This is a genomic window from Micromonospora sp. C41 (genome assembly GCF_018070485.1).
Lineage (GTDB): Bacteria > Actinomycetota > Actinomycetes > Mycobacteriales > Micromonosporaceae > Micromonospora > Micromonospora chalcea.
The window spans coordinates 29,835-44,053 of sequence record NZ_JAGPXP010000009.1; the positions used below are offsets into that span (position 1 = coordinate 29,835).

At 72.9% G+C, this 14,219-nt stretch carries 12 protein-coding genes; 7 read left to right on the forward strand and 5 right to left on the reverse strand.

The genetic code is table 11. The features are described from left to right. Positions 1-16 precede the first annotated feature (16 nt). The 5 genes from mtrA (at position 17) to hpf (ending at position 5,876) form a co-directional block, all read left to right on the forward strand. A complete protein-coding gene (gene mtrA / locus KBX43_RS12360; RefSeq protein WP_030501405.1) occupies positions 17-706 on the forward strand; it encodes an MtrAB system response regulator MtrA in 690 nt (229 codons plus the stop codon). Positions 707-722: 16 nt separating this feature from the next. Continuing rightward, positions 723-2,474, forward strand: a complete 1,752-nt coding sequence (gene mtrB, locus KBX43_RS12365) for an MtrAB system histidine kinase MtrB (protein ID WP_369830099.1) — start codon at positions 723-725, stop codon at positions 2,472-2,474. After that, the gene (locus tag KBX43_RS12370; RefSeq protein WP_043326390.1) at positions 2,471-4,270 is read left to right on the forward strand and encodes an LpqB family beta-propeller domain-containing protein; all 1,800 of its coding nucleotides are present in this window, start codon (positions 2,471-2,473) and stop codon (positions 4,268-4,270) included. Before mtrB ends, KBX43_RS12370 begins: the two co-directional genes overlap by 4 nt. 6 nt (positions 4,271-4,276) lie before the next feature. Further along, positions 4,277-4,981, forward strand: coding sequence for a ComF family protein (locus KBX43_RS12375; protein ID WP_043326388.1), 705 nt, complete (start codon positions 4,277-4,279; stop codon positions 4,979-4,981). Between the two features lie 250 nt (positions 4,982-5,231). Next, positions 5,232-5,876: a ribosome hibernation-promoting factor, HPF/YfiA family gene (gene hpf / locus KBX43_RS12380; RefSeq protein WP_064447737.1), complete on the forward strand. Its 645-nt coding sequence runs from the start codon at positions 5,232-5,234 to the stop codon at positions 5,874-5,876. A 45-nt stretch (positions 5,877-5,921) separates the two neighbouring features. Here hpf and KBX43_RS12385 read toward each other — a convergent pair whose 3' ends face one another. Further along, a complete protein-coding gene (locus KBX43_RS12385; protein ID WP_210884461.1) occupies positions 5,922-7,028 on the reverse strand; it encodes a GNAT family N-acetyltransferase in 1,107 nt (368 codons plus the stop codon). Beyond that, a complete protein-coding gene (locus KBX43_RS12390) occupies positions 7,025-8,182 on the reverse strand; it encodes a GNAT family N-acetyltransferase (RefSeq protein ID WP_166457273.1) in 1,158 nt (385 codons plus the stop codon). Before KBX43_RS12390 ends, KBX43_RS12385 begins: the two co-directional genes overlap by 4 nt. Positions 8,183-8,351: 169 nt before the next feature. Between KBX43_RS12390 and secA the strand changes: the two genes are divergently transcribed. Beyond that, positions 8,352-11,249, forward strand: coding sequence for a preprotein translocase subunit SecA (gene secA, locus KBX43_RS12395; protein WP_043326381.1), 2,898 nt, complete (start codon positions 8,352-8,354; stop codon positions 11,247-11,249). A gap of 219 nt (positions 11,250-11,468) precedes the next feature. On the opposite strand, the gene KBX43_RS12400 is transcribed toward secA, so the two are convergent. Together KBX43_RS12400 and KBX43_RS12405 are read right to left on the reverse strand one after the other, a co-directional pair. Then, a complete protein-coding gene (locus KBX43_RS12400) occupies positions 11,469-12,047 on the reverse strand; it encodes an Rv3235 family protein (RefSeq protein WP_210884463.1) in 579 nt (192 codons plus the stop codon). Between the two features lie 95 nt (positions 12,048-12,142). Further along, complete coding sequence (locus KBX43_RS12405) at positions 12,143-12,370, reverse strand: helix-turn-helix domain-containing protein (protein WP_030501414.1); 228 nt, start codon at positions 12,368-12,370, stop codon at positions 12,143-12,145. A gap of 195 nt (positions 12,371-12,565) precedes the next feature. Between KBX43_RS12405 and KBX43_RS12410 the strand changes: the two genes are divergently transcribed. Further along, entirely contained in the window at positions 12,566-13,075 is a 510-nt protein-coding gene (locus KBX43_RS12410; RefSeq protein WP_043326377.1) for a hypothetical protein, read from the forward strand. A 9-nt stretch (positions 13,076-13,084) separates the two neighbouring features. On the opposite strand, the gene KBX43_RS12415 is transcribed toward KBX43_RS12410, so the two are convergent. Further along, entirely contained in the window at positions 13,085-14,218 is a 1,134-nt protein-coding gene (locus KBX43_RS12415; protein ID WP_210884465.1) for a hypothetical protein, read from the reverse strand. Position 14,219 lies beyond the last annotated feature (1 nt).

A 14,219-nucleotide genomic window follows, 5' to 3' on the forward strand; every position in this document is an offset into this window, starting at 1 on the left:
TGGAACGATAAACCCCATGAGAGCCCGGGTACTCGTGGTCGACGACGACCCCGCCCTCGCCGAGATGCTCGGCATCGTGCTGCGCAGCGAGGGCTTCGTGCCGTCCTTCGTCGCGGACGGCGAACGGGCGCTGGCCGCCTTCCGCGACAACCGACCCGACATCGTCCTGCTCGACCTGATGCTCCCCGGCATGAGCGGCATCGACGTGGCCCGCGCCATCCGGGGCGAGTCCGGCGTGCCGATCGTGATGCTGACCGCCAAGAGCGACACCGTGGACGTGGTGCTCGGCCTGGAGTCCGGCGCCGACGACTACGTGGTCAAGCCGTTCAAGCCCAAGGAGCTGGTGGCCCGGATGCGGGCCCGGCTGCGCCGGGGCGAGGACGTGGCCCCGGAGATGCTGACGATCGGGCCGCCCGGCAACCAGATCACCATCGACGTGCCGGCGCACACGGTCAGCCGCGACGGCGACGAGGTGAAGCTGACCCCGCTGGAGTTCGACCTGCTGGTCGCGCTCGCCCGCAAGCCGCGCCAGGTCTTCACCCGCGAGGTGCTGCTGGAACAGGTCTGGGGCTACCGCCACGCCGCCGACACCCGCCTGGTGAACGTGCACGTGCAGCGGCTGCGCGCCAAGATCGAGCCGGATCCGGAGCGACCCGAAATCATCCTGACCGTGCGGGGCGTGGGTTACAAGGCGGGTACCGGATAGCCTGGTCAGCACTGTGGTGACCACCCCGCTGCCGGACACGCCGACCGCCGAGCCCCGCCGGCTCCACGCCGTGCGGGCGCTCTGGCTCGCCCTGAGTGGCCGGGTCGCCCGGCTGGTCGCCGCGGTGCACCAGGCCTGGCGGCGGTCGCTCCAGGTGCGTGTGGTCACCATCACGCTGGTGGCGTCGAGTCTGCTGGTGGGCGGTTTCGCCTACCTGATCGCCGACAAGATCACCAGCATCCTGCTGGAGAACGCCGAGACCGACGTGCGGCTGCGGCTGAGCAACGGCAGCGAGTACGCGGCGAAGCAGTTCAACCTCTACAGCCAGCCGCAGGAGGCGCAGCTCCAGAACACCATCGACGGCACGGTGAACTATCTGGCCGGCGGTGACCCGACGCAGACCAGCGGCGTCGTGGTGGCGATCACCGCCGACAACTTCGCCGAGTTCATCGAGCCGCGCACCACGCCCGAGGTGCCGGTGGGCACGGTGATCGGCGACGAGCTGCGGGCCGCCGTGGCCTCCGGCAAGGTCGCCCACCAGATCCGCACCGGGTCGCTCGGCGGCGAACGCACCAAATACCTGGTCTACGGCTCCCCGGTGCCCACCAAGTTCGGGCAGGTCGAGCTCTACTACCTCGTACCCCTGGCCCGGCAGGACGCGACGGCGGCCGACGCCCGGGCCACGGTGGTCGCCACCGGCGTCGCGCTCGTGCTCCTGCTCGGCCTGCTGGCCGCCCTGGTCACCCGCCTGGTGGTGACGCCGGTACGGGTGGCCGCGCGCACCGCGCAGCGGCTCTCCGCCGGCCTGCTCGACCAGCGCATGGTGGTGAACGGCGAGGACGACCTCGCCCTGCTGGCCGCCTCGTTCAACCAGATGGCGACGAACCTGCAACGGCAGATCCTCCGACTGGAGGAGATGTCCCGGCTGCAACGCCGGTTCACCTCGGACGTCTCGCACGAGCTGCGGACGCCGTTGACCACGGTCCGGATGGCCGCCGACCTGATCTTCGCCGAGCGGGACGAGTTCGACCCGGCGGTGGCCCGCAGCGCCGAGCTGCTCCAGGCCGAGCTGGACCGGTTCGAGGAGCTGCTCACCGACCTGCTGGAGATCAGCCGGTTCGACGCCGGCTTCGCGGTGCTGGACAGCGAGCCGACCGACCTGGTGCCGGTGGTGCACCGGGTCACCGAGCGGCTGGCCGGGCTGGCCGAGCGGGTCGGGGTCACGATCGAGCTGGACCTGCCGGACACTCCGGTGATCGCCGAGGTCGACCCGCGCCGCGTCGAGCGGGTGCTGCGCAACCTGGTCGGCAACGCGGTCGAGCACGGCGAGGCCAAACCGGTACGGATCACCCTGGGCCAGGACCGCAGCGCGGTGGCGATCACCGTGCGCGACCACGGCGTCGGCCTCAAGCCGGGGGAGGAGAAGCTGGTGTTCAACCGCTTCTGGCGGGCCGACCCGTCGCGTGCCCGGCAGACCGGCGGCACCGGGCTCGGCCTGTCGATCAGCCTGGAGGACGCCCGCCTGCACGGCGGCTGGCTGGAGGCGTGGGGCGCGCCCGGCCAGGGCGCCCAGTTCCGGCTCACGCTGCCGGCCCGGGCCGGGGACCGGCTCACCACGTCGCCGCTGCGGCTGGTGCCGGCCGACGCCACGGTGCCGTTCGGCGGTCCCCGCGACGGCGGCCTGCTCGCCATCGGCCCGGGCACCGACGCCGGAACGCTGACCGTGGAGCCCGCCACCGACGGCGACCGGGCGGAGGTCCGGCCGTGAGCCGCCGCGCCCTGGCCCTGCTGCTGGCCGGCGCCCTGCTTCCGGCCGCGCTCGTCGGCTGCGGCATCCCGGGTGAGACAGACGTCCAGATCGACGGCTCGGTGCCGGCCGCGCAGGGCGGGGCGCTCAACGGCAGTCCGGCCCGGCCGCCCGAACCGGCCGACAGCAGCGAACCGGTGCCGTTCATCGAGAACTACCTGCGGGCCGCGGCGGCCGGGGAACGCGACCAGGCGTACGCCCGGGCCCGGAAGTTCCTCGCCGAGGAGTCCCGCGACCTGCTCCCGGGCAAGCCGCAGACCAGCGAGGTCGAGTTGACCGTGGTGCGGCTGCGGGAGAAGCCGGAGAGCACGCCGCCGAACAACCAGGGCACCAGCACGGTGACGCTCAAGGTGCAGCAGGTCGGCGTGCTGCGGGCGGACGGCACGCTCGGGCCGCCGGTGGCCAGCGACACGCAGTACGTCTTCGAGCTGCGCCGCGCCGAGCCGGCCGGGACCGGGCTGCTGATCACCGAGGCGCCGAACGTGCTGCTGGCCAGCGACTCGGCGATGCGTGAGTACTACCGCCCCCGCACCGTCTACTTCTGGAACTCGGACCAGACCCGGCTGGTGCCGGACCAGCGCTACCTGCTCTCCTCGGCGCCGACCGAGCGGCGGATCACCGAGGTGATGAAGTGGCTGGCGGACCGCCCCTCGGACTGGCTGGCCGCCGGCGTGACCGGGTTGCCCGACGGCACCCAGCTGATCAACAACGCGACCGGGACGGACGGGCACTGGGAGATCAACCTGAACATGCCGGGGGCCAACGAGCAGCGGCTGAACCGGCTCGGCACCCAGTTGGCCTGGTCCCTGTCGGACCTGGACGGCGTGGTCGACCTCAAGATCCAGAACCAGAAGCGGCTGACCGTCGACCTCCGGCGGGAGCGCGTCTCGGTCGTCGCGTACCCGCGCGGGGCGAACCCGATGCGGTTGGGCGTCTACGACGGTGCCGTACGCCCACTGGCGTTCGGCAACGAGCCGCGGGCCGCCGTGCCGCTGCCGCCGGAGGAGAACCGCAACGTGGTCTCCGCCGCGCTCGCCCGTGCCGAGGAACAGGTGCTGGCCGCGCTCGTCGTCACCGGCGCCGACAACCGCAAGCGGCTCAAGGTGGGCTCCGGCGCGGAGCCGGTGGCCACGCTCAACGCGAGCGACCGCACGTTCCGCGCGATGAGCCGCCCGACCTGGCTGCGGTCGCTGACCAAGGCCCGGCCGGGTGGCCTGGTGGCGGCAGACGGCAAGCTCTACCGGTTCGACGGGTCGGGCCGGATGAGCGAGATCGCGCTGTCCGTGTCCGGCCCGGTGACGGCGGTCGCCGGTTCCCTCGAAGGCCACCGGGTCGCACTGGTCAGCGGCGGCGCGCTCTACGTCGCCGCGGTCAGCGTCGACGGCGGCGTGGTCAACCTGGGACAGCCGCGCCGGGTGGCCACCCTGCTCACCGGCGTGACGGTGGTGGACTGGGTGGCGGAGAACGAACTCGTGCTGGCCGGCAACGAGGCGGACCGGCGTTCGGCGATCCACCAGCTCAGCGTCGACGGCGTGTGGGAGACCCCGCTGGCGGTGGAGATCGGCGCCCCGGTCACCCAGCTCGCCGGGTATCCGGGCGGCAGCGACCGGGGCCTGGCCGCGTTCTCGTTCATGTTCGAGACGGACGGGGCGGCCTGGCGGAACAACCCGTTCGACTTCGTCAAGCGGGAGCAGGTGCTCGACGTGCCGGCCGGCAGCCGGGCGACCAACCCGACCGCCCCGTTCTTCCTCTACTGAGCCGCCGTGCGTGACCTCGGCGGGCTCTGGTCGGACCTGACCGACCTGGTGCTGCCCGCCGGGTGCGCCGGCTGCGGCGGGGGAGCGGCGCGGCTGCGGCAGGGCTTCTGCCCCGGCTGCGTACGCGAACTGGAGTCGCTGCGCCCCGCGCCCACCCGGCCCGATCCGGCCCCGCCCGGCCTGCCGCCCTGTGTCGCGCTCGGCCCGTACGGCGGGGCGCTGCGCGAGGCGCTGCTCGCGTACAAGGAACGGGGCCGGCACGGGCTGGCCCGGCCGCTCGGCGCGCTGCTGGCGGAGGTGGTCGCCGAGGCGGTGGGGCCGCCCGGCCCGGTGACGCTGGTGGCGGTGCCGGACACGGCCCGCGCCGCCCGGGCCCGCTACGGCGACCACCTGGACCGGCTGGTCCGCCCGGCGGCGTCCCGGCTGCGCGCGGCCGGCTGGCCGGTACGCGTGCTGCGACCGCTGCGGGCACTGTCCCGGCCCGACTCGGTGACGCTGGACAGCGCCGGACGGGCCACCGCGGCGGAGGCGGCGTTCCGGTTGCGCCGCCCCGTGACCGGACACCGCCCGGCCGGGACCGTGGTGCTGCTGGACGACATCGTCACCACCGGCGCGACGCTCGCGGCGGTGAGCCGGATGTTGCACCGCGCGGGAATGACGCCAAAGGCCGCGGCCGTGCTCGCCGCAACGCAAAAGCGGCACGTTCGGTGACGCTTCGTGTATCCGTTTCACCCCATGGTGTATGAGGTGTTAAATTCCGCAACCCCTTTCGGCAACCAGGGGTGACGGTTGGCGGTACAGGAGTTAGCGTTTCGGTGTCGGGGGTAGAGAGGATGCCAACCTTCCCCCGGCGCTGGAAGGAGGCGTAGCCGAACACCACCGGTCGACGCCGAGCGGGGCCCTCCCGGGCGGGTCGACCGGATTCTCCGGACCGAACGACCGTCCGAACAAGGGAGGTCACGTGGACATCGTGGTCAAGGGCCGTAACGTCGAAGTGCCGGACCATTACCGGGTGCACGTAGCCGAGAAGCTCGCGAAGATCGAACGCTACGACCAGAAGCTCATTCGCGTGGACGTCGAGTTGTTCCACGAGCGCAATCCACGCCAGGCGGACCACTGCCAGCGAGTGGAGATCACCTGTGTCACGCGCGGCCCGGTGATCCGGGCCGAGGCCTGCACGAGCGACTTCTACAGCGCGCTCGACGCCGCAATCGCCAAGTTGGACACCCGCTTCCGCCGCGCGGCGGACCGCCGCCGGGTGCACCGGGGGCGGCACGCGCCGATCTCCGTGGCCGCCGCGACCGCCGGACTGCCGGTGGCCGAACTCGACGGGCCCGGCCTGGCGGCGCGCGACGGCCACGGCGCCGCCACCGCCGTCGCCGAACGTCCCGACGAGGACGGTTACGTCGAACCCGACGACCAGCCGTGGCACATCGCCCGGGCGAAGGTCCACCCCGCCGATCCGATGACCGTCGACGACGCGCTGTTCCAGATGGAACTGGTCGGCCACGACTTCTACCTGTTCCAGGACAAGGAGTCCGGCCGCCCGAGCGTGGTCTACCGGCGGCACGCGTACGACTACGGGATCATCCAGCTCGACACGTGACCCCTTGACCGGTGAGACGGGCCCCCGCACGCGCGGGGGCCCGTCTCAGTTCTCGTCGGTGGCGAGCCGGCCGTAGACCACCGAGTCGACCCGGGCGCCGTCCGGGCCGGGCAACCGCCCGCGCAGCAGCCCTTCCCGCCGGAAGCCGGCCCGTTCCAGCACGCGCTGCGAGGCCACGTTGTCCGGCCGGGTACCGGCCCAGAGCCGGGCCACCCCGATGCCGAACGCCCACCCGGCGACCAGCCGGACCGTACGCGCGGCCAGCCCGCGCCCGCGCGCCTCCGGCAGCAGGCTGTAGCCGATCATCGCCTGGCCGGTGGCGGGCTCGTCGTAGAACAGCGCGCACCCGCCGACGACAGCGCCGGTCACCGCGTCGACGATCGCCAGGTCGGCAGCCTCGCCGGCCAGCCAGCGGCTCGCCGCCAGCCGGCAGCGCCGCGCGAGCGCGGCCCGCTCCGGCGCCACCGGCGGCACCCGGTTCGCCACCACCTCCGGCAGCGAGTGCAGCCGGTGCAGCACGTCGGTGTCCGCCGGCCCCACCGGCCGCAGCGTCACCACGCCGTCGGTGAGCCGGCCGCCGGGCAGGTCCGGCAGCAGACGGGCGACCGGTCCCGGCGGGTCGTCGGCCAGCCGCACCCAGGCGATCAGATCCTCGCGTACGCCGCCCGCGCTCGCGCCCGCCGCCCGGCGTACGCCCTCGTGCCGGTAGCCGCAGGCCAGGGCGATGCGCTGGCTCGGCACGTTGTCGACGCGGGTGAGCAGTTCCAGCCGGGCCGCCCCGGCGGCGAACGCACGCTCGGTCAGCAGCCGGGTGGCGGCGCTCGCCACGCCCCGGCCGCGCGCCGCGGGACCCACCCAGTAACCGATCTCGTAGCTCGCCCGCTCCGCGCTGAGCCGGCTCAGACCGATGCTGCCGAGGAGCCGGTCGGTGGCCGGGTCGGCGATCGTGTACGCGGCCCCACCCGCCGCCCACGCCGCCGGCGAGCCCTCGGTGATCCACCAGCGGGCGGCGTCCTCGTCGTAGGGATCGGGCAGCAGGGGCATGAACCGGCGGGTCTCCGGGTCGGCGCACCCGGCCACCATGTCCGGCACGTCCGCGAGGTGGCACGGCCGCAGCCGTACGCCGTACCCCTCGATCGTCTCCGGCGTCACACCAGGTCCTCCGGCAGCAGCGCGCCGATCCACGCGTCCTGGCGCTCGCCGCGGTGCTGGACGCCGCCGCGCAGCGTGCCCTCGACGGTGAAGCCGGCCTTCTCGGCGGCCCGCCGCGAGGCGGTGTTGCCCACGTTGGCCCGCCACTCGATCCGGGCCAGGCCGAGCGTGGTGAAGCCCCAGGCGCACACGGCGGTGAGCGCGGCCGGCAGGTAACCCCGGCCGCGCGCGTGCGGCGCGGTCATGTAGCCCACGTCGGCCACCAGCGGGTCGTTGGGGAGGATGCGCAGGTCGATCGAGGCGACGTAGCTGTCGTCCGGGTCGGCCACGGCGAACGTCGCGGCGGTGCCCCGGGCCCAGGCCGGGCGGACCAGGTCGTGCAGGAAGCCCTCGGCGTGCTCCGGCCGGTACGGGTGCGGCACAGTGGTCCAGCGGATCGTCTGCTCGTCCTGGCAGGTGCGGGTCACCGCGGGCAGGTCGCGCTCCTCCAGCGCGCGCAGCCGCAGCTCGGTGTCCCCGGCGGTGGCGAACAGGACCGGCTGCGGCCGGCCGAAGACCGCCGCGCGGCGGGCCTGCAGCGTGTCCGGCCCGTAGGGGACCGGGTCGCCGGGCGCGGCCAGCTCGGCCGGGAACAGGGAGCCGATCCAGCCCTCCGGACGGCCGCCGGAGCTGGGGTGGGCCAGCCGCAGTTCACCCTCGACGCGGAAGCCGGCGCGCAGCGCGACCAGCCGGGAGGCGTGGTTGCCGATCTCGGCCTGCCAGGTGAGCCGGCGCAGCTTGAGCGCGTCGAACGCCCAGCGGGCGAGCGCGCGGGTGGCGCGGACCGCGACGCCCCGGCCCCGGGCCCACGGCGCGGTCCAGTAGCCGACCTCGGCCGAGTCCAGCTCGCGGTCCACGGAGACCAGGCCGCACGAGGCGAGCAGCTCCCCGGTGCCGGCGTCGCAGACCGCGAACGGTGCGCCCGCGCCCTCGGCCCAGGCGGTCGCGCTGAACGTGGTCACGAACTCGGCGGCGTGCTCCGGCAGGTACGGGCGAGGTACGGTGGTCCAGCGCTGGATGTCCGGATCCTGGCAGGCACGGTGCACCGCGTCGGCGTCCGCCGCACGCCAGGGGCGCAGCAGCAGGCCGTCCTCGATGATCTCCACAGGCTCCATCCGAGCCATCGTGCCGGATCGTTCGCGCACGGCGTAACCCGATTAGCGGCCGGTGGCGCACGGTCGCGGCGTTATGTCGGGTTCCGGAGCCCGGACCGCCGCCACCAGTGACCATCGTCGCCTCCGAGCGCCTACGATGGTTCGAGACCGTCTAGGGGAGCGTTGATCCGTGTCGATTCTGGAAAAGGTCCTTCGCGCCGGCGAGGGGCGCATGGTGCGTCGGCTCAAGGCCATCGCGGCCGCCGTCAACTCGATCGAGGACGACTACGTCAACCTCAGCGACGACGAGCTACGCGGCATGACCGACCAGTTCAAGGAGCGGCTCGCTGACGGCGAGACCCTCGACGACCTGCTGCCCGAGGCGTTCGCGGTGTGCCGTGAGGCGGCCTCCCGGGTGCTCGGCCAGCGTCCCTACGACGTCCAGGTCATGGGTGGCGCGGCACTGCACTTCGGCAACATCGCCGAGATGAAGACCGGTGAGGGCAAGACGCTCACCTCGGTCATGCCGGTCTACCTGAACGCGCTCGCCGGCAAGGGCGTGCACGTGGTCACCGTGAACGACTACCTGGCCGAACGCGACGCCGCCTGGATGGGCCGGGTGCACGAGTTCCTCGGCCTGCGCGTCGGCGTGGTGCTGCCCAACCGGCCCGCCACCGAGCACCGCGCGGCCTACGAGTGCGACATCACCTACGGCACGAACAACGAGTTCGGCTTCGACTACCTGCGCGACAACATGGCCTGGTCGAAGGACGAACTGGTCCAGCGCGGCCACTTCTTCGCCGTGGTCGACGAGGTCGACTCGATCCTCATCGACGAGGCGCGTACCCCGCTGATCATCTCCGGTCCGGCCGAGCACTCCGCCCGGTGGTACCAGGAGTTCGCCACCGTGGTGGCCCGGCTCCAGCCCGGCACCGACGGCGAGGGCGACTACGAGGTCGACTACGCCAAGCGCACCATCGCGATCACCGAGCGCGGCGTGGCCAAGGTGGAGGACCGCCTCGGCATCGACAACCTGTACGAGTCGGTGAACACCCCGCTCGTCGGCTACCTGAACAACGCCATCAAGGCCAAGGAACTCTACAAGCGCGACAAGGACTACATCGTCAACGACGGCGAGGTCCTGATCGTCGACGAGTTCACCGGCCGCATCCTGCACGGCCGCCGCTACAACGAGGGCATGCACCAGGCGATCGAGGCCAAGGAGGGGGTGGAGATCAAGCAGGAGAACCAGACCCTGGCCACCATCACCCTCCAGAACTACTTCCGCCTCTACGACAAGCTCTCCGGCATGACCGGTACCGCCCAGACCGAGGCGGGCGAGTTCAACAAGGTCTACAAGGTCGGCGTCGTGACCATCCCGACGCACCGGCCGATGGTCCGGCTCGACCGGCCCGACGTCATCTACAAGACCGAGAAGGCCAAGTTCAACGCCGTCGTCGAGGACATCGCCGAGCGGCACGAGCAGGGCCAGCCGGTGCTCGTCGGCACCGTCTCGGTGGAGAACTCCGAGATCCTGTCGCACATGCTGCGCCGCCGCGGCATCCCGCACTCCGTGCTGAACGCGAAGTTCCACGCCAAGGAGGCGGAGATCGTCGCCCAGGCCGGGCGCAAGGGCGCGGTCACCGTCGCGACCAACATGGCCGGCCGCGGTACGGACATCCTGCTCGGCGGCAACCCCGAGTTCCTCGCCGCGAACGAGCTGCGCCAGCGCGGGCTCGACCCGGTCGAGCAGCCGGAGGAGTACGCCAAGGCGATGGAGGAGATCCTTCCGACCTGGAAGCAGGCGTGTGACGTCGAGGCGGAGGAGGTCGCCGCCGCCGGTGGCCTCTACGTGCTGGGCACCGAGCGGCACGAGTCCCGCCGGATCGACAACCAGCTGCGCGGTCGCGCCGGCCGGCAGGGTGACCCGGGCGAGTCCCGCTTCTACCTGTCGCTGCAGGACGAGCTGATGAAGCGCTTCCGGGCCGGCGCGGTCGAGGCCGTGATGGACCGCTTCAACATCCCCGAGGACGTGCCCATCGAGTCGAAGATGGTCACCCGGCAGATCAAGAGTGCCCAGGCCCAGATCGAGGGCCAGAACGCCGAGATCCGCAAGAACGTCCTCAAGTACGACGAGGTGCTGAACAAGCAGCGCCAGGTGATCTACGCCGAGCGTCTGCGGGTGCTCAACGGCGAGGACCTGTCCGACCAGGTCCGCAACATGATCGACGACGTGGTGACCGCGTACGTGGTCGGCGCGACCAGCGACGGCTACGCCGAGGACTGGGACCTCGATCAGCTCTGGTCCAGCCTCAAGCAGCTGTACCCGGTCGGCGTCACAGTCGACGAGCTGGAGGAGGAGGTCGGTTCCCGCTCGGGCATCGACCAGGACTTCCTGCTCGCCCGCCTGAAGGAGGACGCGCACGCCGCGTACGACAGGCGCGAGGAGAGCCTCGGCGAGGAGGCGGTCCGCCAGCTCGAGCGGATGGTCCTGCTCCAGGTGATCGACCGCAAGTGGCGCGAGCACCTCTACGAGATGGACTACCTGCAGGAGGGCATCAGCCTGCGGGCGTACGCCCAGCGCGACCCGGTCATCGAGTACCAGCGCGAGGGCTTCGACATGTTCGCCACCATGATGGACGGCATCAAGGAGGAGACGGTCGGCTTCCTCTACAACCTGGACGTGCAGGTCGAGGAGGCCGAGCCGGAGGCCGAGGAGGTGCAGCTGCTGGAGAAGCCGGTGGAGATCCGGGCGAAGGGTCTCAACCGCGCGCCGCAGCAGCAGGGCCTGCAGTACTCCGCTCCCGCCGTGGACGGCGAGGCCGGTCGCGGCGCTCCGGTGATCGAGCGGCCCGAGCAGCAGGCGCCGGCGCTCGGCATCGGCCAGCAGTCGGAGCGCCCTGCCGCCGCCGGGCCGCGCCGGGCTCCGGCCGGTGCGAGCGGCCAGGCGGTCGCGGCGAGCACCGCCCGGCGGGCCGCCCCGGGCCAGGTCGACGGCGGCGAGGGCCCGTCCCGTAACGCGCCCTGCCCGTGCGGCTCGGGCCGCAAGTACAAGCGCTGCCACGGCTCGCCCAACGGCGGCAACTGACCCCGAACGCCCACGACGGGCCCCGGCCTCCCGGCCGGGGCCCGTCGCCGTCCCTGGGTTCCCCCAGGGCCCTCGCTCTCTCCCGCGATCTTGCAGTTTCGGCCCTCATCATGCCCGATTCATGACGTTATCTACGGGACTGAAGTGCAAGATCGGCGCCGGTGGAGGCGCGGGTGGCCGCGGCGCGGTCGAGCCAGGTCGGGGGGCCCACGACCGGGCTCAGAGGACGTCCAGGACGAGGCACAGCCAGGTGCCTCGGCGGCGTTCCAGGCGTATCGCAACGGCCCAGCTCGTGCCTCCGGCGCCGGCGAACACGGCGGTGGCCTCGACCGCGCCCGCGCGGGGCTCGCAGACCCGCAGACGCCGCAGGAGCAGAGTCGGCCGGGCGGTACGGCGGCGGACCGGGGTCACCCGGCGGGCTGCTCGGGTCAGCTCGGCCGCGACCGGGCCGGCCGACTCGGGCACGCAGAGCGGCCGGAGCTGGCCGGGTGGCCGGAAGCCGTTGACGATCTCCAGGAAGGTGCGGACGAATCGGTGTGCGGCCCGCGTTCCCTCGGGTGCGGCGGACGCGAGGGCTGACGCGGGGGTGCCGGTCCAGCGTGGCCAGGCGGGTGCCGGGTCCGGGGCGCGGCCGGCGGGGCGTGCGGCGGCACCGCGGCGCGGATCGCTCAGGTCGAGGGTGAGCTGCCCGACGGGACTCCACAACGGCTCCTCGTCGACGCACGGCGGGTCGAGTGGCGGGGCGGGCCGGAGACGGACCGGCGGGCGGGGTGCGCGGGGACGGCGGGTGTCGACCATCTCGAATCCTTGCGTTTGCCTTCGTTTGCCTCCGACAGGGCTTCATCTTCCCGGAATGGTGTCACCGGCGTCAATGGCCGACGGTCCTCGGGTGGTCACTCCTCGTCGCGCTCACCGAGCGGGTTCCCGCGTACCCACTCCGCCGTCTCGGCGTACTTCCGCTCGATGTATTCCTCCAGCCGGGAGCGCTCGACCCGCCACTGCCCCCGACCGCCGATCTTGATCGCCGGCAGCTCGCCACTGCGAACCATGTGGTAGACCTGCGAGTCCGAGACGTTCAGCTCGGCGGCGACGTCGGACAGCAGCAGGAACCTCGACTCCACGGTGACTCCCGGGGTTGGCTTCGTTTGCCTTAGTTTGCCATCACCGGCTGACATCGCCCCATGCCCGTTCGCCTGACACACCGGCGGGAGACTTCACCCGCGCGGATGCCGGGTGTATGACGGTCCTGGCGTACGGCATGATCGGCGCCCGGAGCCGGCGTCCGCCGGTGAGTGGCCTGAATGCGGGAGTGACCGGTGACCGACGAGCTTGTCCGGGTGTACCTGCCGGCGACCGTACCCATGCTCGCCCGGCTGCGCGAGGAGGGGCTGACCGCCGAGGCGGCGCACGCGGTCACCCCGGAACTGCGCGAGTGGTACGCCGAGGGCGACGAGGAGGAACTGGAGTACGTGGCCTTCACCCGGGCCGCCCAGGACGCGCTGTTCCTGCTCCGGAGCGACCCCGCCGCGCCCCGGCGACGGGTTGTCGTCTCGGCCGACCTGCCCGCCCGGGCGGTCGGACGGGTCGGCGGCGAGCTGGGGTCCAGCGTGGTCCGGCCGGCCGGACCGGTGCCGGTGAAGTCGGTCGCCGCGCTTCATGTCGACGGCGCGGAGGCGGTCGAGGACGTGGCCGCTGCCGTCGAGGTGGTGGCCGAGGCCCAGGCCGGGGACCCCGACGCCCAGTTCACCGTCGACGGCGCCGAGGACCACGAACTGGAGTGGTACGACGTGACCGAGCTGGACCTGCTGCTGCGCGAGGCCGGCTGAGCCGGCGGCTCAGGACGCCGCCGGCTCGTCCGTCTCGTCCTCGACCGGGCGGGGGCCGAGCGTGCGGCCGAACACGATGAGCGTGGTCAGCGCGCCCACGAAGAGCACCCAGATCCCGTTGTCCACCCGCGAGGTGCCGAGCGCGGTCTGCGCCACCTCGTCGGCCTCGCTGAGCGCGGCGGCCAGGTCGAGCAGCCCGCGGCCGCCGATCCGGATGATCACCTCGGTGAGCAGCAGGAGCAGGCCCGCGCCCGCGCCGGCCACCAGGTACGCCGGCCAGCGCAGCGGCGACGCCACGCCGTCACGGCGCTCGGCCCGGCGACGGGACCAGGTCAGATAGAGGTACGCGGCGAGGCCGGCGAGCAGGCCGGCGAGCAGCGATTCGGTACGCGAGACCCACTTGGCGGCGTCGAGCACCGACTGCTGGGTCTCCCCGGCGCCGAACAGGTCGGACAGCGGGTCCCGGGCGCGGCTGAACAGCACCACGAAGATCTGCGCGGTGAGCGTCGCAGCGGTGATCGCACCCACCACCCGGGCCTGACGCGCGCCCGCCATCGCGCCGCCGATGATCGCGGCTGCCGCCGTGGTCCCGGCGATCGTGTTCGTGGTGGCGTTGTCGGCGTACGTCAGGTTGATCGCCACCGCGGCGAGCAGGCCGACCACCAGGCCGGTCCCGACGGCGGCCAGGAACCGCAGCGTGGCCCGGCCGAGCCGGTTGGTCGCGGCCAGGGCGACGGTGGCGCCGGTGACCAGCGCCGCGGTGATGACGCCGGGCAGCGCGTACGCGGAGAGGCTGATCGCGGTGACGCCGGCCGCGGTCGAGTGGATCGCCTCGCGGGTCGACCAGAGCATGGCGGCCAGCCATCCGAGCGAGAGCAGGGCGAGTACGAGCGCGCCCGGGGCGAACTCCGGCCGACCGCCGGTGACAGTCCCCTCGTCCGCACGCGCGGGTCCGGCTGCGTCCTCGCCCGTCCGAGCCTCGCTCGCCGGTGCCTCGGCCGACGGTGCCTCTCCGGAGGACGCCTTGACGGAGGACGCCTTGACGGAGGACGTCTCGACGGTGGCCCCGTCGCCCGTGGTCGGCCCGACGGTCTCGGGCTGATCCGTCTCCGCGGCCGTGGAGCTGCCGGGCTGGTTGCTCATC